This window comes from Clostridium sp. Marseille-Q2269 (assembly GCF_943736985.1).
GTDB lineage: Bacteria > Bacillota > Clostridia > Clostridiales > Clostridiaceae > Clostridium_F.
The window spans coordinates 213,937-236,997 of sequence record NZ_CALSFS010000002.1; the positions used below are offsets into that span (position 1 = coordinate 213,937).

General features: G+C 29.2%; 31 protein-coding genes and 1 pseudogene. 1 reads left to right on the forward strand and 31 read right to left on the reverse strand.

What is annotated here, in order from left to right; translation table 11 throughout:
* Positions 1-493: 493 nt before the first annotated feature.
* Together NGI68_RS04930 and NGI68_RS17230 are read right to left on the reverse strand one after the other, a co-directional pair.
* Positions 494-691 (reverse strand): hypothetical protein, encoded by a 198-nt coding sequence (locus NGI68_RS04930; RefSeq protein ID WP_251860377.1) that lies wholly within the window; start codon positions 689-691, stop codon positions 494-496.
* Positions 692-1,181: 490 nt separating this feature from the next.
* Positions 1,182-1,811, reverse strand: a pseudogene (locus NGI68_RS17230) (peptidoglycan-binding protein); the annotation flags it as partial.
* A 109-nt stretch (positions 1,812-1,920) separates the two neighbouring features.
* Between NGI68_RS17230 and NGI68_RS04940 the strand changes: the two are divergent.
* Positions 1,921-3,138, forward strand: a complete 1,218-nt coding sequence (locus NGI68_RS04940) for an IS701 family transposase (protein WP_251859462.1) — start codon at positions 1,921-1,923, stop codon at positions 3,136-3,138.
* Between the two features lie 112 nt (positions 3,139-3,250).
* On the opposite strand, the gene NGI68_RS04945 is transcribed toward NGI68_RS04940, so the two are convergent.
* From NGI68_RS04945 to mltG, 29 genes are all read right to left on the reverse strand, one after another.
* Positions 3,251-3,598, reverse strand: a complete 348-nt coding sequence (locus NGI68_RS04945; RefSeq protein WP_251860379.1) for a GH25 family lysozyme — start codon at positions 3,596-3,598, stop codon at positions 3,251-3,253.
* A 49-nt stretch (positions 3,599-3,647) separates the two neighbouring features.
* Positions 3,648-3,842 (reverse strand): hypothetical protein, encoded by a 195-nt coding sequence (locus NGI68_RS04950; RefSeq protein ID WP_251860380.1) that lies wholly within the window; start codon positions 3,840-3,842, stop codon positions 3,648-3,650.
* A 16-nt stretch (positions 3,843-3,858) separates the two neighbouring features.
* On the reverse strand, positions 3,859-4,113 hold the full coding sequence (locus NGI68_RS04955; RefSeq protein WP_251860381.1) for a hemolysin XhlA family protein: 255 nt from the start codon (positions 4,111-4,113) through the stop codon (positions 3,859-3,861).
* Positions 4,114-4,184: 71 nt separating this feature from the next.
* Positions 4,185-4,712, reverse strand: coding sequence for a hypothetical protein (locus NGI68_RS04960; protein WP_251860382.1), 528 nt, complete (start codon positions 4,710-4,712; stop codon positions 4,185-4,187).
* 52 nt (positions 4,713-4,764) lie between these two features.
* Complete coding sequence (locus tag NGI68_RS04965; protein WP_251860383.1) at positions 4,765-4,959, reverse strand: hypothetical protein; 195 nt, start codon at positions 4,957-4,959, stop codon at positions 4,765-4,767.
* A 68-nt stretch (positions 4,960-5,027) separates the two neighbouring features.
* Positions 5,028-5,192 carry a hypothetical protein gene (locus NGI68_RS04970; protein ID WP_251860384.1) on the reverse strand — a complete coding sequence of 55 codons (165 nt, stop codon included), beginning with the start codon at positions 5,190-5,192 and terminating at the stop codon, positions 5,028-5,030.
* 68 nt (positions 5,193-5,260) lie between these two features.
* Complete coding sequence (locus NGI68_RS04975) at positions 5,261-5,602, reverse strand: hypothetical protein (protein ID WP_251860385.1); 342 nt, start codon at positions 5,600-5,602, stop codon at positions 5,261-5,263.
* A 14-nt stretch (positions 5,603-5,616) separates the two neighbouring features.
* Positions 5,617-6,033 (reverse strand): hypothetical protein, encoded by a 417-nt coding sequence (locus tag NGI68_RS04980; protein ID WP_251860386.1) that lies wholly within the window; start codon positions 6,031-6,033, stop codon positions 5,617-5,619.
* 16 nt (positions 6,034-6,049) lie between these two features.
* Positions 6,050-7,654, reverse strand: a complete 1,605-nt coding sequence (locus tag NGI68_RS04985) for a Gp37-like protein (RefSeq protein WP_251860387.1) — start codon at positions 7,652-7,654, stop codon at positions 6,050-6,052.
* On the reverse strand, positions 7,645-8,262 hold the full coding sequence (locus tag NGI68_RS04990; protein ID WP_251860388.1) for a hypothetical protein: 618 nt from the start codon (positions 8,260-8,262) through the stop codon (positions 7,645-7,647). The genes NGI68_RS04985 and NGI68_RS04990 overlap by 10 nt, the downstream gene beginning before the upstream one ends.
* A gap of 11 nt (positions 8,263-8,273) precedes the next feature.
* The gene (locus tag NGI68_RS04995) at positions 8,274-9,149 is read right to left on the reverse strand and encodes a phage distal tail protein (protein WP_251860389.1); all 876 of its coding nucleotides are present in this window, start codon (positions 9,147-9,149) and stop codon (positions 8,274-8,276) included.
* 19 nt (positions 9,150-9,168) lie between these two features.
* Positions 9,169-12,189: a phage tail tape measure protein gene (locus tag NGI68_RS05000; protein ID WP_251860390.1), complete on the reverse strand. Its 3,021-nt coding sequence runs from the start codon at positions 12,187-12,189 to the stop codon at positions 9,169-9,171.
* Complete coding sequence (locus NGI68_RS05005) at positions 12,190-12,330, reverse strand: hypothetical protein (protein ID WP_251860391.1); 141 nt, start codon at positions 12,328-12,330, stop codon at positions 12,190-12,192.
* Between the two features lie 170 nt (positions 12,331-12,500).
* The gene (locus NGI68_RS05010) at positions 12,501-12,809 is read right to left on the reverse strand and encodes a hypothetical protein (RefSeq protein ID WP_251860392.1); all 309 of its coding nucleotides are present in this window, start codon (positions 12,807-12,809) and stop codon (positions 12,501-12,503) included.
* Between the two features lie 10 nt (positions 12,810-12,819).
* Complete coding sequence (locus tag NGI68_RS05015) at positions 12,820-13,380, reverse strand: hypothetical protein (protein ID WP_251860393.1); 561 nt, start codon at positions 13,378-13,380, stop codon at positions 12,820-12,822.
* Complete coding sequence (locus NGI68_RS05020) at positions 13,373-13,726, reverse strand: hypothetical protein (RefSeq protein WP_251860394.1); 354 nt, start codon at positions 13,724-13,726, stop codon at positions 13,373-13,375. Before NGI68_RS05020 ends, NGI68_RS05015 begins: the two co-directional genes overlap by 8 nt.
* A gap of 32 nt (positions 13,727-13,758) precedes the next feature.
* Positions 13,759-14,175: an HK97 gp10 family phage protein gene (locus tag NGI68_RS05025; RefSeq protein ID WP_251860395.1), complete on the reverse strand. Its 417-nt coding sequence runs from the start codon at positions 14,173-14,175 to the stop codon at positions 13,759-13,761.
* Complete coding sequence (locus NGI68_RS05030; RefSeq protein WP_251860396.1) at positions 14,168-14,488, reverse strand: hypothetical protein; 321 nt, start codon at positions 14,486-14,488, stop codon at positions 14,168-14,170. The genes NGI68_RS05025 and NGI68_RS05030 overlap by 8 nt, the downstream gene beginning before the upstream one ends.
* Before the next feature lie 5 nt (positions 14,489-14,493).
* Positions 14,494-15,414: a phage head-tail connector protein gene (locus NGI68_RS05035; protein ID WP_251860397.1), complete on the reverse strand. Its 921-nt coding sequence runs from the start codon at positions 15,412-15,414 to the stop codon at positions 14,494-14,496.
* 15 nt (positions 15,415-15,429) lie between these two features.
* Positions 15,430-16,023 (reverse strand): phage scaffolding protein, encoded by a 594-nt coding sequence (locus NGI68_RS05040; RefSeq protein ID WP_251860398.1) that lies wholly within the window; start codon positions 16,021-16,023, stop codon positions 15,430-15,432.
* A 96-nt stretch (positions 16,024-16,119) separates the two neighbouring features.
* The gene (locus NGI68_RS05045; protein WP_251860399.1) at positions 16,120-16,392 is read right to left on the reverse strand and encodes a hypothetical protein; all 273 of its coding nucleotides are present in this window, start codon (positions 16,390-16,392) and stop codon (positions 16,120-16,122) included.
* The gene (locus NGI68_RS16930; RefSeq protein ID WP_286010082.1) at positions 16,392-16,526 is read right to left on the reverse strand and encodes a hypothetical protein; all 135 of its coding nucleotides are present in this window, start codon (positions 16,524-16,526) and stop codon (positions 16,392-16,394) included. The genes NGI68_RS05045 and NGI68_RS16930 overlap by 1 nt, the downstream gene beginning before the upstream one ends.
* A gap of 59 nt (positions 16,527-16,585) precedes the next feature.
* A complete protein-coding gene (locus NGI68_RS05050) occupies positions 16,586-16,753 on the reverse strand; it encodes a hypothetical protein (protein WP_251860400.1) in 168 nt (55 codons plus the stop codon).
* A complete protein-coding gene (locus tag NGI68_RS05055) occupies positions 16,750-17,319 on the reverse strand; it encodes a hypothetical protein (RefSeq protein WP_251860401.1) in 570 nt (189 codons plus the stop codon). The genes NGI68_RS05050 and NGI68_RS05055 overlap by 4 nt, the downstream gene beginning before the upstream one ends.
* A 179-nt stretch (positions 17,320-17,498) precedes the next feature.
* A complete protein-coding gene (locus NGI68_RS05060; protein WP_353505354.1) occupies positions 17,499-19,172 on the reverse strand; it encodes a peptidoglycan D,D-transpeptidase FtsI family protein in 1,674 nt (557 codons plus the stop codon).
* 84 nt (positions 19,173-19,256) lie between these two features.
* A complete protein-coding gene (gene udk, locus NGI68_RS05065) occupies positions 19,257-19,877 on the reverse strand; it encodes a uridine kinase (RefSeq protein ID WP_251860403.1) in 621 nt (206 codons plus the stop codon).
* 148 nt (positions 19,878-20,025) lie between these two features.
* Positions 20,026-21,252, reverse strand: a complete 1,227-nt coding sequence (locus NGI68_RS05070; protein ID WP_251860404.1) for a peptidase U32 family protein — start codon at positions 21,250-21,252, stop codon at positions 20,026-20,028.
* A complete protein-coding gene (locus NGI68_RS05075) occupies positions 21,245-21,901 on the reverse strand; it encodes an O-methyltransferase (protein WP_251860405.1) in 657 nt (218 codons plus the stop codon). Before NGI68_RS05075 ends, NGI68_RS05070 begins: the two co-directional genes overlap by 8 nt.
* A gap of 68 nt (positions 21,902-21,969) precedes the next feature.
* Complete coding sequence (gene mltG, locus NGI68_RS05080; protein ID WP_251860406.1) at positions 21,970-23,001, reverse strand: endolytic transglycosylase MltG; 1,032 nt, start codon at positions 22,999-23,001, stop codon at positions 21,970-21,972.
* Positions 23,002-23,061: the final 60 nt, after the last annotated feature.

The following is a 23,061-nucleotide window of genomic DNA, read 5'->3' on the forward strand; positions in this document are numbered from 1 at the left end:
TACACTGTGATATGCATTATGCATAGAAAATTCCATGTTAATGGAGCCACTTATTTGATAATAGTTATATTAATATTATTAACCTTCTACAAGAATAAAGATATTTTCCCTAAAATCCTTGAATAAACGATTCTTAAATGTGACATACTTAATATATCATTAGGTACTATAAACTAAACATTTATATTTTCCAAATAAAAAGAGCCCTATTTTAAATAGAGCTCTTTTTATTATTAAGTGCGGCCTGTGCTTTAGATCACTAAAGTCTTATGAGTATAATTCTACATTTATAAATAACATTCCTGCTTAAATATTTATTTTTTATAGTTAAAATTATATTATTTGGGTATAATAAAAATAACCCAAAACACTACACCAACATGAATAGAAAATTTATATTAATAGAGCTCATTAGATTTGAGCTCAGTCCTTCTTTCTTACAAGTTAATAATAATATTTATACTTTCCCAATAAAAAAAGATGGTAGCTCCAATTAAGGAGTTACCTTCTTTTGTTTTAATAATTCTTTTCTTTCTTCTATTAATTTTTGTAATTCCTCTAAATCTTCTAGTGTTGCTTTATTTCTTATAAAGCTCCTAGCACTACTACGACTTTTTAAATAACTTGCATGTTCTCTGTTTTTTTCTTCCCATTTTTGATTTGCTATTGTTTGCTTAGCTTTTGTTCCCACTTTTTTGAAACCTCCTACATAACTAATCTAAATATTAGCCATACTAATAAAGCTATAATGATTAATTCTCCTAATATTTTTAATATTAATTTAAATAATGTTTTTGAATCTTTACTCATTTTAATTAAGGTGGTATTATAAGATTAAGGGAGGGGATTCCCTCCCCAGTGTTTATAACAAATCATTTAACTGTTTAAGTATTGTTATTATGATTGTTATTTTTACAAGTAGCTTGATGACTATTCCCAGTAGTTTATCAAGCTTTTTCAGTTTTTTTATTAATTTTACCACCTTTTCTCTCACCTCCTTACAATTATAATTATACTACACGTAGTATAAGAAGTCAATTCCTTTTTATGAAATATTTATATTTTTTATAAATATTTTTCCAATAAAAAAAGAGGCACTACCATTACAGAAGTGCCCCTAAAACTTTTTTTAAATTTTTGATTATTTTTGTGGTCGTTTAAAACGTCCTCGGATTTTAAATCTATTTTAAATTCCTAAATAATGTTTTCCAAGTTTCTCTTCCTACAATTCCATCTGGATTTAAATTGCAATCTTTCTGTAGTGCTTTTATTGCTGTTACTGTGCCAGTTCCAAATACTCCATCTGCTCCATAGCTACCTACTGGATAACCTATGTTAATAAGCATTTGTTGTATAATCTTAGTTATATTTCCTCTAGCACCTTGTTTACATATTGGGGCACTGCTAAGAGTTGCCTCTCCCGCCATGTTGTCTACTGCAATGTTACCCAAACCTTGGTTATTTATTTCCTGTTGTAATGCTCCTATTAAACTGTGTCTACCATAGATAGTTGAGGAACTTTCTCCGGATGGCTTTGAAGGTTGTACATCAACTTTACCTATGAAAATTTTATCAATAAAGTTACTTAAATCCACATTTCCACTAACACCATTTATATGTCCAGTTTCGGTGTATTGATGCCCAACAACTTTGAAACCAGTTTCCATGGGTGAATTAACACCATAGTGAGCGATCCAACCAGGATATTCTTTAACTCTGCTATCTAAATTATCTCTACCAAAATAGCCGCCAGTATAAATCATACAATCATATCCGCTTAGAGATTTAAACTTATTTACTTTAGTTATGCAAAATAAAAATCTAAATTGGTAAAACTACCAAAAAATAAATATGGCATACTTTCTCTCACTGTGTTATATAAAAGTTACCATACAAATATAAACACAGGAGGTAAAAAGTATGCCAAGTACTAATATTGTATCCATTAATAATGAACTTTACAATTACTTAAATGATGTAAATTATGGAATGTCTAAGCCTCAATTTAATCATTTAACCAATATTGCCAATGGATTAATTAATTTACCTGGCACTAAAACTTTATCTGAAATTGCTAAAAATGTGTTGCATTCAAAAGACAAAAGTTGTATTTATAGATTTTTAAGCCATTCTAAATGGGACCATAGTCTTCTGAACAACAATAGAATTAGCTATTTAAACTTTTTCCTTGAGCATAATATTAAACCTAAATCCGTAGGGTTTTTGATTATAGATGATACTGTAAATCCCAAGAAATCAGCAAAGAAAATGCAAGGATTATCTTATAATTACTCTCATACAGAAGACAAAAATATTTGGTCACATTGTGTGGTTACTTCAAATTTTGTTGTAAATGATAAATCTATTCCTTTACAATATAAACCTTACTATAAAAAGGAATTTTGCAAAGATTTAAATAAAAATTTTAAATCTAAGATTGATATTGCAAAAAATTTTATAACTTCTTTTAAAACTCCATCTAATTGTGAAAAAATGTATTGTCTTATGGATTCATGGTATACAAATAATAATTTAATAGAAGCATCTTTAGCAAAGGGCTACCACCTAATAGGAGCAATTAAATCTAACAGAAAAATATCTCCATTAGGAATTTCAATGCAGTTATCAAAATTTGAAAAATTCCTTAGTCCTAACACCTTAGACCTTGTTACAGTTGAAGGTAAGGACTATAGAGTATATACCTATGAAGGTAATGTTTCTAAATTCCCTTATGCTAAAATACTTATTTGCTATGAAGTCACCCATGATGGATTCAAGAACCCAGTATATTTGCTGTCTACCGACATCTTATTAAATGCAGAAACTATAATTAAATATTATTCTCACAGATGGACTATAGAAACTTCATATAAATATTTAAAAAGCAATTTAGCTTTTGATAAATATAGAATGCGTAGCATTTTGTCTATAGAACGATATTTTCTTATAGTATTCTTAATCTATAATTTTTTAGAATTATTTAGAGTTAGTTCCAACCACGGAGATTTTAAGACTATAGGTGAAACTCAGAAACATCTAAACAGCCTGACGGCAAAAGCACTTGTGTGCTTTATATATGAAAAATCAAAACAGAATATTGAACTAAAAGATATTTTATGTGAGCTAAAAATCCCTTAGAGTTTTTAAAAATTCATCATATAAAATTGGGCAAGTGTTTTCATATTATATGGATAATATATCATAATAAGTATAATATAGTCTCAATAGGTAATTTAGCTTTTGAAATTGCCTAACTAAAGTTATTTAGAAACTCTATGCATCTGTTAGATATTTCTGTTCTACCTCTCCCCATGTTATTAGTTTCTATATCTAAGCAAGGTAATATATTAAATTGTTTATTTTTTATAGAGTTCCAAAAATCAATAGCTTGTTGTGTAGGGTCAGTCTTTTCGGACATAAAATGGTAAAATCCTATGTTTAATCCTGCTGCATTTGCTCCATTATAATGTTGATTTAATAATGGGTCTACATAGTCCACGCCTTCTGTAGCTTTTATAATAACCACATTACATCCTGCTGATTTTACAGCTCCAAAGTTTATTGCTCCGTTGTGCATACTTATATCTATACCTTTCATGTAAATACCCTCCTATATTTTTTTATATTTAATTAAACAAAGAACAGGTTTATTCCTGCTCTTTACTTTCTTTTACTGCTTGTCTTGCTGAACTTTGCCCAAAATAAAACCCTATTATTAATGTAAATACAGACAGAAATTCTGTACTTGATATATTAGTTTTTAGTGCTAAAGTACAAAATACTATAGTTGTTAATAATGCTATTATCTTTTTTATTTGTAAAAAATCTTTCAAAAATTTCATTCTATAATCACCCTTTCTATTTAAATAAATTGTGTTGAATTGCGTAAAAAAAGAAGCTTACTAAAGCTCCTACTGTTAATCCTATATACCATTTTAAAACGGATACAAGCTGTTTGATTTGATCACATAAATTCTCCATTTTAGTATCTGTCCTAGATTGATTTTGTTCTATTTTATCAATTCTCTTTGAATGGTCATTAATTCTAATATCATGCACATCAATTTTTTCTTCTATCCTTTTATGTTTTTCTTCGCAAACTTTTAATTCCATATTACACCTCCAGTAATTTAAAATAAAAAAAGAGCTATTTGACTAGCTCTTTAATATATTTATTAATTTTATTATTCAAATTTACCTATTGCTAATATTGATATTTTAAGATTATTTACTGTTTGTGATTTATCTAGAACAGTAAATAATACATGAATACCTCCTGCATCCACTGACTCAATAGTTGCAATTACATTTTTATTATTTAGGATATTAATTGTTGGGCAAATTTCTGCTTCTTTATTAAATGCACAAGGGAAAACAAATCTTTGAACACAGGATTTTGTAATTGACACATTACATTTTAAATAACATATATGTGTTCCATCATGAAAATGAATATAACCACATCCGGGAACTCCTCCACTATTTATCATAGTGTTCTTCTTTAAAATATTAATATCATTTCTCATTTCTTCAAGCTCTTTTTTAACACATTTCTTAGTCCATTCCTTAGTTATAAAATATATTGCAAACCCAACTATTGCCACCACTACCGCAGCTATAGCCCACATTAATGTTATGTTAAATTGTACATTTTGATTAATAGTATTAATTTTATCACTCAAAGCGTCAATCTCTAAATTTATATTTTGCATATAATCACACTCCTACGGTTTTTATAATTAGACGAAAGAATGTGATTTCCTTTTAATTTATGATATGTTTTTCAAAATACACTATTAATGTCCAAAGAATTATATTATGAACAACTATTACAATAGGGAAAATAGACATATTAACTTTTGAATTTATTACTAACGGTAATAATATTCCTACATATAAAATTAAAGAAAATAATATATTGCCTACTAGTATAGTTAATGGACTTATTCTTCGTTTCATTTCTTCACCTCGATTTTAAGAATAATAAAAAACTACTAATATCTATAGTCTCAACTTCTTGATTTATGTTATTCAATTTTTTTATCTTCTATAACTCCAACATCCACAAGTACTTCTTCTACACATTCCTTTAAATTAAGTAAGTTAGGTACTTGCTCTACTTTATAAGTACTATTAAGAATTAAAGTTATCCAAACCTTAACACAACCACTCTCTTTATTAAAACTAAACATATTTAACACTCTCCTTTTTATATTTTTTATTTTATTAATTATTTTAAACATAAAAAATACACCTCGCTTTAAGGTGCTGATTGTTGCATTGCTATTAAATTCATCATTTCTGCCATACTTTTCTGTGTGTCTTGTATTTGTTTTTTTAGTTCTTTATTTTCTTGCTGTAATTTTTCTATTGGACTTGGTTCAACTGGAATTAAATCACTTGGCTCTGGTATAACTTCTTCGAAAATTTCTTCGAAAGTTGTACCATTTATATTTTTTATCTTAAATTGTTTTCCTTGTGATTGTTCCTGAAAAAATCTATTGTATATACCATCATGTATTGCCATATCTGTTTCTAGTATCTTATTTGTTTTGGAATCTTTAAATCCAAAATCTTCTCCATCTATATATAAATATTTCATGTGACATCACTCCTTTAATTTCCAATTACAAAATAGCTTATACCAGTATTAGCGTTTACTTGAGCACTAGATACATTAGATACTATTAAACTTATCCCATTGCTTGATGTTGCCACACCATTTGCCCATGTCCATGCGGTTGTACTAGTAGCAAAAACTTGCATACTATCCCTATTATCAAATGTAATAGGTAATTTTAAATTACTTATTATTTTATAATAAACTCCATTATTTACACCATCACTACCTCCAACATTAGGTGTTTTATAAAATCCTTTTACAATCTTTAATCCTCCTGGGAAAGTTCTATACCCTGTTACACCTAAACTTTGTATTACGTTTACTATCATATCCTCACTTGTTTCAAAATAATGTTTATCCCAATCAGTACCATTAAAAGTCTTAAATGGTCTTTTTATTGTTTGTGCCATGTTTTATCATCTCCTTTTATATCCATACTGTACCCACTGAAACTCCTGTTGGTTGCGTACTTGATACTATTATCTGTGTTCCATCTTTTCCTGCTAGACCTTGTGCTCCACGCTCTCCTTTTGCTCCTTGCAGGCCAGTATCTCCCTTAGGTCCTTGAACACCTCTTGATGGTTTCCCAGTATCTGTTGAAGCTAAAAACCAATTACCATTTGTTCCTATTGTAGGTGTTATTCCATTTGCTCCTCTAGGACCCTGTTGTCCTATATCTCCTTTATCACCCTTATCTCCTTTTAGCCCTTGAGGTCCTGTTGCTCCCATATCTCCTTTTGAACCTCGGGGGCCTGTTTCTCCTTTGGGCCCAACTGCTCCAGTATCTCCCTTATCTCCTTTATCCCCTTTAATACCTTGAGGTCCAGTTAATCCTATATCTCCCTTAGGTCCTACTGGGCCAGTGTCTCCTTTAGCACCTTTTATATTTTGAGCTACTGGAATGTTCAAAGATGAGTTTAAAGTCCATGTTAAATTACCGTTAATATCTATATTAGGTCGCCACATGCTACTATTTCCGCTACCACCACTAGACATACTATTGACTTCATTAGTTATTTTTTCAGTTAGTAGAGGAATAACACTTCCTAGAACTATTTCAATTTTTCTATATCCTTCATAAATTTCTGTAACCTCTGCAATCCTTTGAGTGGATTCACCTAAGGAATTTTTCAATAATATAATATCCCCTAAATTCCAATCTTTTTCATATTGAAAATTTGAGTTTATAATAGTGCTTTCATTAGAAGTAATATAATCATATTCTGCTAATTTTGCTTTTGCTCTATCTGTTAGATTATCTTCTTTCTCAATGTCTCTTGCATCTATAAATAATTCTCTTCTAGACAATCCAGTATCTGTGGTTTTAAATACTTCCTGAACTGCCCTATTTATACCCTCTCCTTGACCTGCAACATATCCCATTGTTTTATAACTTAATGAATTATTTACATGAGTAGCATTAACTATATTATCAAATTCCTCTGAAAATATAACTCTACTGTTAACATTTGTAGTTCTATCTACACCTTCAGCTATATCGAAAATAAATTTCTTTTTATCTAGATCTAAATAAACTTCCCAGCCAATTCCTACAGCATTACATATTTGTTCAAGCTCTAAATCTAAATATTTAAATCTACTTTGCCATGCTATAATGGGCCCTCTTTTTTTATTTTCAGCAACTTCTAATTGTGGTATTTTTCTTTTAGTATCTATTGGATTAATACAGTTATTTATTACATAATGCTTTATAACTTCTTCAGCAGTTGCTTTAATCTCATCATGACTTTTACCTGAAGGTGGTATGGTAATTCTTCTTCCTATAATAGATTTAATATCTCTACCTTTTGCGGTTATAGTTTTATTAGTTTCATCTATTGTAATTTCTTCTATGATTCCTGCCTTTTTAGGATCGATAAAAATTATATTTCCATCTTTTAATATATCTATATATTTTATAGGTGCAACTATTTGAAATTCCTTGGGTTTAGTGAAATTCCTTACAAAATAAAAAGAGATATAATCTTCTATATCTCCTAAGAAATTAAATTCACTATTTATTATATCCATATGTCACCTACCTTTGCATCTGAAGGTTCCGTACCTTGGACATAAATACCTCTTATACTTTTCCCTTGCATGTTAGTAAACCAATCCTGCCATAATGTTTTTAAATTGTTCCATTCCTCATTAAACTTATCCCATATTTCTTGTGTATCTGCTCTACCTGTAAAACCGAAGAAACCGCAAACATTTTTATCTGGTCTTTCATCTACAATAGAAAAATTAGAACCACTAATTATTATTTTCCCTAAACTTAATTCGTGTACAGAAGTGTCCCTTTGTAATACTGGGGGTACACTTGTTGTTCCTTGTTTAACATATATGTTTAATGTTCTATTTATTAAGTCTAATTTTAATATAATCCTATCTTGCCTATTTGTACCTACAGCTATATTTTTTATAAGTGGTGTTGAATTTAAATATAAATATCCATTAATACATGCTGATCCATTTGATATTTCTACTTGATTATTAGATTTCTTTAAAACTTTAAGGCTTCCAGGGGAGGGATTAACTCCAATTGTAATAATGGTCTTGAAATAGTTTGCGAAATCTTCTGCCTTATATTTTCTATCTCCATTTGTACTATTAAAAAATCCTCCAAACTCTGCCACACAATCACCTCCTATAGGCTTAAATACTGATTTTTATACTTTAAAATAACACTTTGTGGAATAAAATCCCCTTCTGTACTGTAGCTTATAATACTTTTACCCACTGGTAATTTAAAAAACTTACTAAATATATCTATATAACCATAAGCATTTTCTCTAGTACCATCTTCTTTTATTATTTCTACTCTTTTCTTGCCATAAGCTGTACATATATAAAGTATTTCACCCTCATTTATCTTTTTATTTACTTTTATATATTCCTTACTATTTAAAATAATTTTAGGGTTTAATGCAGGAGCTTTAAAATAAAACTCTAAGGGAGACTCTATTTGACCATTATTTAATACTTCTATTTTATCAGGTCCTTTTCTAGCAAATTCAATTCCTTCAGTAGGTATTTCAAATTCAAACTCAAATCCGCCTTCCCATGTTTCTATATTAGTTACATTTTCTTCTTGGTCTTGCCATAGAGGATAATCCGCATCTAAACTAACTAAAAAGCTTAATAGATTATCATTATTTATTTCACTTGAAAAAATAGGAACATTAGCTGCTCTAACTATTATTTCCTTTTCTATATAATCTTCTGTGTATTTTAACAACACATCTTCTAAAGGATTTAAGATGGCTACAAGTTGTTTTCTCAATACTTCAACTTGTAGCCTATCTTCTCCAATAATTACTCCCCCTAAGGAAATATCTCTTACTGATAAAGTAGATGAATTAATACTCTGTCCTATCTGATTAACACCTTTAATTCTACTGAACTCCCCTTTAGTTTGGTTATCATTAAATTTAGTACATAATATACCACTATATTTTATATCACTTTCTACATTTATTTCTTCTTTATTTTTTAAATTTATTAACTTAATACTGCACTCCATAATATTACTCCACCACCTATCATGCAAATTGTAATTCCCTAAAGGAACGTTTTGTTGCTTTAGCTACTTCATAAGGAGAATCAACTTTACCATAAAAGTTATTGGTAACATTAATATCCCCATTACTTCTTCCATTAGAATATTCTCTATTTTCATTCTCTGTCATAACCCTTTCACCTTTGTGTAATCTAGCTAAATACCCATCATAAGGAACATAGTCTAATCCATTATAATGATTTCCAAAAGCTCTAGCTACTATGCCTGCTCCACCTCCTGTTACTCCTATAGGCATTGTTGCAATTGACGCCCTTATTCCTTCCCATAATGGTTTTACCCAATCAAATAGATTAGGATTCTTCTTAGATTGTACCTCTATAGCTTTTTTATTTATGTTATCCCACTCATCATTATATTTACCTGTTATATCTTTAAAAGGTTTTCCTTTTTTTAAATCTTTATCTATATCCTCTCTAGCTTTAATGGGATTGCCATATATTTGGCCTGTGCTAAAATCCCAACTCCCAACTATCCTTCCTGATACTTCGTCTACTTCTACATAACATTCATGCATCTTACCTGTAGCAGTATCCTTAATTCTATAATATCCCGTTTCTGTAATGCCCATCATGCCCTCCATGTTTTGAGAATATCTAGTTAATCTCTTATAGTTATTTTGTTGTTCATTAGTCATAATTTTACCATTGGATGTATCTATATAATCTATTAATTGAGGATATTTTTTCATAGCCTCTTGTAAAAAACCTTGGTATTTATTTCTTTCAGTTTTTATTGAATCTTCTTTTAGTTTTCCTAATCTATCAATTTGATCATCGCATACTTTTTGTTGTTCTGCATTCATTTTAGGTCTATGCAATTTTAGTAATTCTATCTCTTTATCATATTTAAAGCGAACTTCCTTCATTTCTTTGTCTCTAGCCTTAGCTTTTTCTGCTAGTAGTGATGATAATCCATTCATATCTAAGTTCTTCATTCTGGCATTGAAATCAGCTTGAGCTGCCTTAAGTTCTTCATTATTTTTAACAGTATTATTTAGTTGTACTTCTCCCATTTTTATAGTTAATTCTTGAACTGTTCTTATCTCATCTTGCTTTAAATCCCTATGTTCTTTTGTTGCTTTATCATATATATCATCTATTTTCTTTTGGTATCCTTGTACCTCTTTTATTTGCTTATCTTGAGATTTATTAAAAAAGTCCATCAATTTCTTTTCATTCTTATCTAATACACCATCATCAGCCTTAAATGACTCTGCTATTTCTTTTTGTACTTTAGGGGCATTTGATTTAATTTTATTAATAGTCTCATTAAACATTTTATCAGTTCTCTTCTTTAACCCATTGATTTGTTCTTTAGTTATTATTCCATTCAATCCATTTTGATGTTGTAGTTCAAGGTTAAATTCTGCTATTTTATTAGAGGTTTCTGTTAATGCTTTTTGTGTTTCTGGTGATATCTTGTTTGACCACTCTTTATGCTTAATATTCATCTTATCCATTTGATCTGCACTCAATGCTATATCTCCATGTAAGATTTCTAATGCATTGCTTACTAGTCCTAATTCTTCTTTACTTTTTAAACAACTACCATTCATAAGTTCTGTATTCTTAGTAAATAGATATATTCCACCAGCTACTGCTGCTAAAACTCCCACTAAAGGTAATGCAACTGTACTTAATGCACCAACTCCAACTGCTGCACCTCCTGCGGCTGCACCTGCACCAGCTGTTGCAGTTCCTGCCGCTCCCATAAGTGGACCTAAAGTTGCAAATAAACTAACTCCTTTTCCAACTAAGCTTATAACTGGGCCTAATGCTACTGCAAAAATCCCCATTTTTAATATAAGTTCTTGAGTTTCAGGAGCTAATGAACTAAACTTATCCGCTACATTTCCTATACCATCAGCTATACTTTTAATTGCTGGTGCCGCAACTTGTAACATCTTTACGCTGGCAGTTTCTAAAGCTCCAAAAGCTTGCTCAACACTAGCTTTAGTATTATCTTGCATAGTTTTAGCCATTTCACTAGCTGCTCCATCACAATCTTTTAATCCACTTGTAAGATTGTTTAATTTTTCTGGTCCTGCATCCATTAAAACTAACATTCCACTCATAGCTTCTTGTCCAAAGATTTGTGCTATTGTAGCTTCTTTTTGTTTATCTGTCATTCCTTCTGTGCTTTTCTTTAATTCGCCTGTTATCTCAGATAAACTTTTTAATTTACCAGAGGAGTCAAAAGCATTAAATCCTATCTTATCCATTAATGCCGCTGCATCATCACTTGGCTTTGCTAGTCTTGTTAAGGAAGCTCTTAAAGTAGTACCTGCTTGGCTTCCCTTTATATTTGCATTAGCCATTGTACCAATTGCTGAAGTAACTTCTTCTAAACTTAACCCCATTGCATGGGCAACTGGAGCAATATATTTCATAGCTTCCCCAGTATCTCCTACAGCAGCATTTGTATCAGCTGCATTTTTAGCTAATACATCAGCAACATGCCCTGCTTGACTTGCTTCAAGTCCAAAACCTCTTAAAGTTCCTGCAGCTATTTCTGAACTTGTGGCCAAATCTTCTCCACTTGATGCAGCCAAATCAAGAAGTCCTGGCATAGCTTCTGTGATTTCATTTACACTAAATCCAGCTGATGCTAAGTTCTCCATACCTTCTGCACATTGAGAAGCAGAAAAAGCTGTTGATTGACCTAAACTTAAAGCTTGATCTTCCAATAATTTAAATTGATCTCCAGTGGCTCCTGAAATACCTTTAACTCTACTCATTTGGGATTCAAAATCCATTCCTGCTTTTGCTCCAGCCACTCCAACTGCAAGTAATGGTAAGCTTACATGTGTAGTTAATTTATCACCAACTTTAGTTAATCCATCACCTATGTTTTTTAGTTTATTAGATGCTTTACTAGCTGTTTTCTCTCCCTTTTCTTCTACTTCATTCATTCCCTTGTTAAAACCATTTAAATCACTATTGACCTCAACTACCAAGGGTGCTAATTCTATTCCAGCAGCCATCTATTCACCACCTTTGCATTTGAACTGTTTTATTTTCTTATAATCGGCTTTAGTTTGAGTAATCCCCCATAATGTTTCTAAGAATTCTCTACCCTTTTCTGATTGCTTTAGTCCATACATCCAAGCTTCTTTTCTATACAATAGAAAAAGTGAGTATGGTAGGTTATAAATCTCATTAAAATTTAAACCAGTATACTCACTTACACTTTTTATATCAGCAGTTACATTTACATAATCTTTTTCCCACTCATCTATAGGAAAATATTTATCTACTATAGCCTCCCCTATTCTTCCTTCTGGAATAGGGGTTCTTAATTTGGGTCTGTTTCTATTCCTACTATTGCACTAATCAAAGCATTATATAGGGCTTTAATACCACTAAAAGATATTGAATCTATATCTTTATCTGCAAATTTTTTGGAACTAGAATTGTTATTTAAAAATTTTAACAGTATATCACTCTGTTCCTTATATATTTCTTCCTCTTGCATTTGTGATACATTCTTTTCAAATGCTCTTACTTTCTTAGATAAAGCAAATGTTGGTTGATTAAGCTTAACCATATTACCATTAAATTTTATTTCTATGGGTTTACTATTTATTAAATCTAAATCTATCATAATTTACCTCCTATGCATCTGGATTACTTGGGCCCGATTGAGTTGCTACTGTCGCTGTTTCTTCTTCAAAACTAGCTAAGAAGTTCTTAATTTTCTCTACACCTTGAATTTCAGCATTGATTGAAGTTTCTTTATCTCCAAAATCTAATCCAAATCCATTACCACCTTGTCCTATCATTGTGAATCTTAATTTTTTACCTTCTTCTTCATGGACAAATCTTAATAATATATTCTTAAGGGAGCCACCACCTCCAAAAGTCAATGTTCTTGTTTTCTTTACTGCATCTTCTGTAAATTTTGCTGTAGACAATAGAGATAGTTTACTTAAATCCCAGCTTATTATCCCTGTCTTAGCAGTTATTTGTTCATCAGTAATAAAGCTTTTAACTACTCTTCCGTATTGATTTTTAACATCATATTTTTTAGGTTTATAGTCTATCTTAAAACCACTATTGCAATGCCCTACATTATTTATTTCTACTTCTATTGTTTTATGATCTGGAATTGCATCTTCATTAAACTCATACATATATATTTCTCCAGCACCTAACATTATTTCATTCTTATCCATTTTTATTTTCTCCTTTCTTCCACTTTATAATAAAAATTAGACTATCTTCATACATCTGCAAATCTTCCCTAAATAAAATCCCTCCACCACTTAAACTACTTTTAAAAGTAATTCCTTTATAAGTGATAAAGGGACTATCTGATTTCATTGCTAATATTTCTTTTAATTTGTTCTCAATTTCTTTTACTTCATCATAATCATTCCAAATTATTTTAATTTCTAACTGTGTTTGACTTACATAATCATTTATAACAAGCGTATAATTATACACTAATGAAGGTTTGCCTACATCCGTTGTAAAAAGGGGGAATAATCTATCTTTACCAATTAAATTAATTAAATCCAATCTAGTATTTAAATAATCTATAATTGTATTTTCTATCTTAATCCCTCCCCCAATATTTCTTGTATTGTTAATATATTAGATATTTTTGCTTTTTCTAAAAATGGTTGAGGTTTTTGCCCTTTTGTTTTATGCCATCCCGCATACTTACCTGACTCAACTTTATACTTCCAAGGTGTTTTCCTCCCATCACCATTCACTGCATATATTCCAGTACCTTGATGCACATAAGGAGCATATTCTAAACTACTGGCTATAACACCTTTAACTAAATTTAAATTATAAATTGTTCTAAAGAATATACTAGCTCTTAATATACCCATATCTACTGGACAATTTTTTATGGCATCCCTTTTTATAAGCATACAACACTTATTAATATTCTTTCTTAATTGAATATTCATTTGCATCTTAGCACTCTTACAACTATTTTTAAATTCTTCATTAGACATTAGTATCAACTACCTTCAAATAAAGTTGTGTAAATCTTCCTTTAGTTTTAGAAGATAGTATGTTATATACTGTATCACCTTTTCTGAGTCTATTTATACCTTCTTTAATATCTTTATATCTACTAAGTCCAGTATGACTAGAATCATTAAATTTAATACTTTGTGTGTTTATTCTATGGTCCATATCATAAATAGCTACATTAATAGTTATAGGATTATCAATATCCCATATATCTTTTGTAGCTCCTGAGGCTGTTCTCTTCTTAACTTTACTTTCTAATAATATAGGTTCCATATTAGTGTTTATACTCAAATTTATCACCTCGGAATCTTTCTATATCTTCTTAGTTTTCTTTTTATATCCTTAGGTATATCTTCAATATATGATTGACTTGCTCCGCTATAGCTTTCACTGGATAATCCTTCAGAACCTAACTTATTGACTTTAATAATAACTAGATCCTTAACTATGCTAATGCAACCTAAAGGCATCTTGTCACATTCATTAAGGTTTGTAAATTCTGACACATCATTATAAGAGTCAGATATTAGATCCTTTAATAATTCATCACTAAAATTAGATATACCTGGTCTTAACTTAAGTGATTGTAATATCTTTTCTTCTGTACAAACTACTTTCATTCCATTTATTGTTTGTCCTTCTACAACACCATTTTGAAGTACTGTTGGATTAGGAGTAAATCTTCTATCTTTAGAAAGTAATCCTAATATTTCAGCATCTACAGTTACATATCTATCACTCTTAGGTACTTTATTCTTTGAAAGAATAGTTCCTAAATCTACGATATAATCATAAACATTCATAGAAGATATATCTTTCTTTGAAGATGCAGAACCTATCTTATTAGCTGCTTTACCACCAGCTGCTAATGTAGCATAAAAATCCTTATCATAAGTTTCAGCTAATACTGCCGCATGTTCTGCTGTAGTTGCTCCCATTACATCAGCTACTAATTGCACCTTATCACAATCATCTAAACTAAATGCAAAGTATTTTTTCTTATCAAATACCATTTCTATAGGAGTAGTATTAATCTCATCCCATGAAACAGTTCCTGTATAATCTTTTATTGCTCCAGCTCCGACTCTGTTAAAAATTACTTTAGTTCCTTGAATTTTAGTTGGCTTTGTTGATACTGCATCAGCTACTGATACAGAATGGAAGTTGGCAAGTAAAGCTCCTTCCCATAATGTTGCTTTAAAATTTTCTACTGACATTTATATTCCTTCTTTCTATTTATTATTTTGTATAGCCATAAATTGAGCCGCTACTTCTTCAGCAGTCATTTTGTCTGAATTGGCCATTAATGCTTCATAAGTATTATTTTGTTCTGATCCACCTTCTGGATTAGCTGGTGTTTGACCACTTATTTTTTCCTGAAATAAATCTTTATAGTTTTCCTTTAGTCCTTTGAGTTGTTCATCTAATCCTGTCACTGTTCCATCTTCATTAATTACTAACTTATCCCTATCAATCTTATTAGATAATAAATCACTGTGCTTAGCTTTAGCATTAGTTAATGCTTTTTCAATGGCACTATCTAAAGTTAAATTTCTTACTTTAGTGTCATAATCAGCCTTTTGTGTTTTTATAGTATTTTCATACTCTTTTACTTTTGTTTGTAATGCTTCATTGTCGCCATTATTCTTTTTAAGATCTGTGATAGTCGTATTGGCTTCCTTGAGTTGAGTTTTTATATCTTCTAACTCTGTTGTAGTTGATGTTATTTTCTCTTTTTCAGATTCTATATCTTTACCATTCTCAGCCATAACACTATCAATTTGTTCTTTAGTTAATCCTAAATCCTCTAAAAACTTTCTTTTCATATTATCCTCCTACGCTTTTTACGTGTATGCTCACATGGATTTAAGTAGTTTTATGCCTTACTTAGGGCAAAATAAAAAAGCCTTATTTCTAAGACTTTAATCAACTAACTCATATGTATTTTGAAAGGCATCAGGCTTGCATGGATAAAGTTCTCCGTTTACCCCTTTAATAATATAGTCTCCCACAATTCCCCTCATTGTTCCTTCTAATGTTTTTATATCACAATATCCCGGTTTAGGGTATTTCTTACCTAAGTTATGCAATATCACTGTATTATCTGAAATCTTACTCATAAACCAATCTGGGATAGGATCTATGCCAAATTGAAATGCCTCAATAATAACTGGTTTCTTTCTATATTCAGTCATTATAAACTCTCCTCTTTGTTTTGTTTCATTGTAGCTTTTTTACATAATATTAATCTAGTATCAATAAAATTTATCAAACTTAAAATTACTACAGTTATACATATTATTAATGTTATTTGTACGGATATATCCAAATATATTCCTCCTTATTTTAAACATAGTAAAAGCACCTACTATTAATTAGTAAGTGCTTTTAATCTTCATACTCAACTATAACATCAGTCAACTTTCCTGATTCTAAATCCCTCTTAAATTTCTCAAATATTTTTCTTTGCTCTTCTGTGGCTTCATCTTTTAAAACTAATTCTCCATCATCATTATTAATTAAAACACCTATAACTTCTTTTGGAAGTGGTATCATTTCCATACCTCCTTTATTTTTTCTTTTAATAGTCTTACAACTTCTTTTGCTAAAGGTCTAGGATCATGTTCAGAAACTGCCTCTGCTAAAAATTCAAGGGTACTCTTATAAGAATACTCACTTAAATTATTTTTAATAGTTTGTTTAGCATTAATTAATTTTAATTTACTCAATGAATCTATTTTTATTTCTTTAGAAATCTCACCCTTATTAATAGCATCAAAAGCATTTTTAATCTGATTTAAATTAACTAATTGAGCATTTGTATTTATTACACCATATTTTTTAAGTGTAAGAGCATATTCTATCATATGACCCATTTCATGCTTTATTATTCCCTCTATTCCATTCTTAGGGGTCCACCATTTTAAAGCTAAACATTGTTTAATCATTTCATCAATAGATTTTAAATCTGACAAATCTTTCTTTGATAAAGTAAGTCTGGTATTAAGCTTACCATCTTTAAAACTTATACTTGCACTTGCTGGTGCTGAAGCTCTTCCATCTGTTTTGATTTCTTGAACAAATCCATTTAATAATGGATATTCATTATAAATATCATTCATTGACTTATTAATATAATATTCACTAGGCTTGTACTAGTTGCATATTTAAAATTATATTTTCTATTAGAAATTATACATACTATTTTAAATTAAATGAGACAATTCATTATTAAAAATAAAAAGGTGACGCTTATATAGATCACCTTTAATTTTTCCTTGTTTTTTCTTTAATTAATAAATCATAATTTGGAATCTTTTATTTCTTTAACTATATCATAAAATATAGGTACTGCAGTGGTCCCAGCACTTTCACCTTCTGTTTTTATCTTAGGTATAAATACTACCATAGTATAGTATTTATTATTTGCTTTAAAGAATCCTACAAACCATGCATCTGAAAGAGGTTCCATTTTACCTTTAGAATTAACTTCCTTTCTTTCATTAGTACCAGTTTTCCCTCCAATTTCTATATTAGCATCATAAGCTAAGGTAGCAGTCCCTCTCTTTACCACTTCTTTCATTTGCTCCTTTAAAATATTAGCAGAGCTACTGTCTATAATTTGTTTTTTAGTATTATTAAATTGCTCTAATACATTATTTTTATCATCTACAAAGGATTCTAATATATATGGCCTAGAATAAACACCATTATTAACCACAGTGCTTACCATAGATACTGCTTCTATGGGAGTTATTCTAATTAGTTGGCCAAAGGATACTAAAGATAAAGTACCATCACTTAAATTAGGCTTTTCTCCTTTTTCCATTTGAAGAGAACCTTTTTGTTCATAGTGTAGCCCTAATACTTTATCATATAACCCATGACTTTTAACCATATTGTTAATACTTTCAAAGCCTGCTTTTTGCCCTATCTGTGAAAATATATCATTACAAGAAACCACAAAGGCATCTTTTGTAGTAAAGCTTCCATGGGTTCCTTTTTTATTATTTTCAAATTCTCCAGTACATTTAAAACTATCATTTAAAGATATTTTATTATTTTCTAAAGCGGCTTCTTCTGTTATTATTTTAAAGATAGATCCTGGAGGAAATCCATTTTGAGTAGTTGCTCCTATGTTTACATTGGGTAATGTATCATCTTTTTGTATCATTGCACGTATCTTACCAGATTCTGCTTCTGAAAGTATAACCCCTACTTGTTTAAAATCATTATATTCTTTTTTACTTAAAACTTTTCTTACACTATCTTGAACTTCAGAATCTAATGTAAGTTTAGGATTTATATTTGATTTAGGTTCTTCTATTTTTTGTGATATAATTTCTCCCTGTAAATCTTTTTTATATACTATTTTAGGTATATTATTATTTTTTACCTTATTATATATTTTAAATTCTAAAGAATCTTTATTTTTAAAAGTTTTTTGGTCATTTTTATAAGGATCTAAAAGCATATTTTCTAATTTCCAATACTCTTTTTTATCATTTATATTATTATCAATTTGCTGTTTCTTATATGTATAAAAACCTTTTACACCTTTTACTCTGTTTAACTTATCATAGGTTATTTTATCTATTTCATAATAATTTTTACCACTATTATCTATAGATTGATTTTGAGTTATATCATATTTTTCATTATAATTTCTTAATATATACATTATTGTTAATAATTTTTCTTCATCTTTTTCTTCTTTATTATCCTTGAATGCGCTGGGTACTAAAACAGCATAATATTTTTCTTTATATTTTAGTAGATCATTACCATTAGTATCTAAAAGTGTATATTTATTATCTTTTATCTCTTCTTCATAAGCATATTGTGATTCTGCCATATTGGTTAACTTCTCTGCATCAAATATTTGAAATTTGGCCATTCTATATATCAGAAATAAAAATATGAAAATAAATAATATTAGTACTTTATAAGTCCTTTTTTTCTCCTTATATCTCATAACAAAAACACCTCATTTTAGCTAAATTATAACCAAAATCAGGTGTTTTATTCTAACTTCTCATTTTTACTTTTTAATGATCTTTTATTTTTTCAACAAATGTTTTACGTTAGCTACCATCATATCTACAGCTACTCTATTATGTCCTCCTTCAGGAATTATTATATCTGCATATCTTTTTGAAGGTTCTATAAACTGCATATGCATAGGTCTTACAACAGTTAAATATTGATTTATAACTGAATCTACTGTTCTGCCTCTTTCGTTTATGTCTCTTAAAAGCCTTCTTATTATTCTTACATCTGCATCTGTATCTACATAGATCTTTATATCTAACAAGTCTCTAAGTTTTGGGTCCTGCAAAACTAATATGCCTTCTACAATTATAATATCTCTAGGTTCAACCTTTACAGTTTGTTCTTTTCTGTTATGTGCTTCAAAATCATATATAGGTTTTTCTATGATTTTAAAATCCATTAAATCCTTTAAATGATGTATTAAAAGTCCATTATCAAAAGCATCTGGATGATCATAATTCTTTTTACATCTCTCTTCAAAGACTATATTACTTTGATCTTTATAATAAGAATCTTGCTCTATCATAGCGATGCAATCTTCATCAAATTTATTATATATTTCCTTAGCTACAGTGCTTTTTCCTGAACCAGTTCCTCCAGTTATTCCTATTAATACTGGGCGTTTCATTAGTTTTCCCCCTTATGTTCTAGTTTTTTTGCATGATATATTTAATTAAATTATTATATGTATAATAAAGTTTATAATAATGATAAATCAATACTAAATATCTAAACAGTATAATAATTATATAGGTATTTAATTATATCTTTATATATTATTTATTTTTTATAAGTATATCATTCTCTTTTAACTTTTTATTTGTATTAACTTTAAATATCATTTGAGCTGAAGGAGCAGCCTCTATTTTTTTATTGTTCCTATCTTTCATGTTTGATATATTTATCTTAAATATAGGACCTTCCGGTCTTAAAACTTCTAGTTCATCTCCATCTAATACTTTATTCCTTTGCTCTACTATAGCCTCCATAGTTTCTTCATTAAATTCTTTTACAATACCTACAATATCGCAACTTCTAATATATGAGGAAGATTCTTGTAACTGCTTGTTAGGATCATTAAAATAAAATCCTGTAAAATATGCTCTATGGCTAGCTTTCTTTAAATAATCCATCCATCTTTCCTGAAAATTATAATTTTCTGGATTTTTAAAATAAGTATCTATAGCTTCTCTATAAGCTTTAACTACTGTAGCTACATAAAAAGAACTTTTCATTCTTCCTTCTATTTTAAATGAATCTATACCACTTTGAACTAGTTCTGGTATATGTTCTATCATACACATATCCTTTGAATTCATTATGTATGTTCCCTTATCATCTTCAAATACAGGGAAATATTCTCCTTCTCTTTTTTCTTCCATTAAATAATATTTATATCTACAAGGTTGTGCACACGCTCCTCTATTGGCGTCTCTCCCTGTCATGTAATTAGATAATAAACATCTTCCAGAATAAGACATGCACATAGATCCATGGACAAACGCTTCTAATTCACAGTCTTTTTCTATTTTTTCTCTTATTGTTTTTATCTCTTCCAATGTTAATTCCCTTGCCAATACAACTCTTTTCACACCTTGTTTATACCAAAAATTTATGGTTTTAAAATTAACCGTACTAGCTTGTGTACTTAAATGTACATCTAAATTTGGTACTGTTTCTCTTGCAGTCATAATAATTCCTGGATCTGAAACTATTATGGCGTCTACATTGAATTCATACAATTTCTTTAAATATTCTTCTAATCCTTCAAAATCCTCATTTCGTGGAAATACATTTATTGTTACATGAACTTTTCTTCCTCTATCATGAGCATATTTTATACCTTCTTTAAGTTCATCATCTGTGAAATTGTCTGCAAAGGCTCTTAAATTTAATTTACTACCACCTAAATAGACTGCGTCAGCACCAAAATTTATAGCTGTTTTTAATTTTTCTAGATTTCCTGCTGGTGCTAAAAGTTCAGGCTTTTTCATATTAAACATTCTCATTCCTCCTCTTAGTTATGGCAATTCCATCTCCCATAGGTATAACTGATGTTACAAAGTTATCCCTATCACTTATCATATCCATGTATTTTCTCATTCTCTTAACTATTGTTATCTTTCTTCTTATAACTAATTTATCACTAGCAACCATGCCTCTGAAAAGTACATTGTCTGCTATTATAATTCCATCTTTATTTAAAAGCTTTAAACAATAAGGTAAAAATTCATTATAGTGTCCTTTTCCTGCATCCATAAAAATAATATCATATTTATCATCTAAATTTTTAAGGATTTCTAAACAATCACCTTCAATAATTTTTATTTTATCTTTAAAGCCATATTTTTCAATATTATTTTTTGCAATTGCTATCATTTTTTCATCACGTTCAATAGTAGTAATATCACATTCTTTGTTTGAGCTCAAACTCATAAATATTGAAGAGTATCCTATGGCTGTCCCTAATTCAAGTATTTTTTTAGGATTTTTTACACTTATCATAAATTCTAAAAAGTTAGCCACTTCTTTATGTACTATTGGAACACTATTTTCTTTAGCATAATCCTCCAATTCTTTTAATAAACCACTTTTTTCTGGTATAAGACCCCTTATATATTCTTCCATATAATCATAGGCTACTTTACTCATGTTTACCTCCAATTTTTAAGGTGACCCTTTAATTTAAAAATATCCTAGGTCACCTTCAGCAAAATATATTAATCTCCTTGAGTTTCCTTTTTAACTTTTAAAAACTCATTATAATCCTTGGTAAAGAAATGGATTCCATTATTTTTAGAAACAAAATAAAGATAATCAGTTTTTTCTGGTTTTAATGCTGACTGTATAGAAAATTTACCTGGAGAACATATAGGTCCTATAGGCAATCCCTTATTCAAATAAGTATTATAAGGAGATTTTATTTTTAAATCTTTATAATATAATTTATCCTTGTGATATCCTAGTGAATATAACACTGTAGCACAAGATTCCATTTTCATTTTTTTGTCCATTCTATTATAAAATACAGAAGCTATTTTACCTCTTTCATTATTCTTCTCAGCTTCTTTTTCTATTATAGATGCCATATTGATTAATTTATCTATGTCATCATCTTTTATTTTTATATTATTTTCTTTTTCTATTTCTTTGATAACATAATTGAATCTTTCTAACATTTTATCTATTATTTTGTCTCCCGGTATACCTTTATATAAATCATAAGTATCTGGGAATAAATATCCTTCTAAAGAATACTTCCTATTTGGATCCTTCTTTACAAAGGAAGGTATTTTATATTCTTTTATGCTTTTTATAAAATCTTCCTTCTTTATTATTCCTTTTTCTCCCAATTTATTCCCTATGTCCGATATATTATATCCTTCAGGAATAGTAACTCTTATAGATCTGTTATCATATATGCCTTCTTTTAAGTTAAGTAATAAATTATAAGCATTTAAATTATGAGAAAGTGCATATTCTCCTGGAACTACCTTTTGTGATGCTTTTACTTTGCGAATATAGTTTTTTAATGCCCTTTTACTTTTAATTTTACCTTCTTCGTCTAGCTTATCTATAACCTGATTTAAACTCTGATCCTTATCAACAATAATTTTAACAACTTCATTTCCTTCATTTTTTAATGGTGCTCTTAAAATTTTTCTATCATAATACTTGAGAGATACAAATCCTATAGCTAAAACTACAACTATAACAATCATTAAAATTATTAGCTTTTTTTTATTTTTCACAAAATCACCACCCATAGGTTAATATAGACAAACAACCAGCTCTAAGCTAGTTGTTTGTTA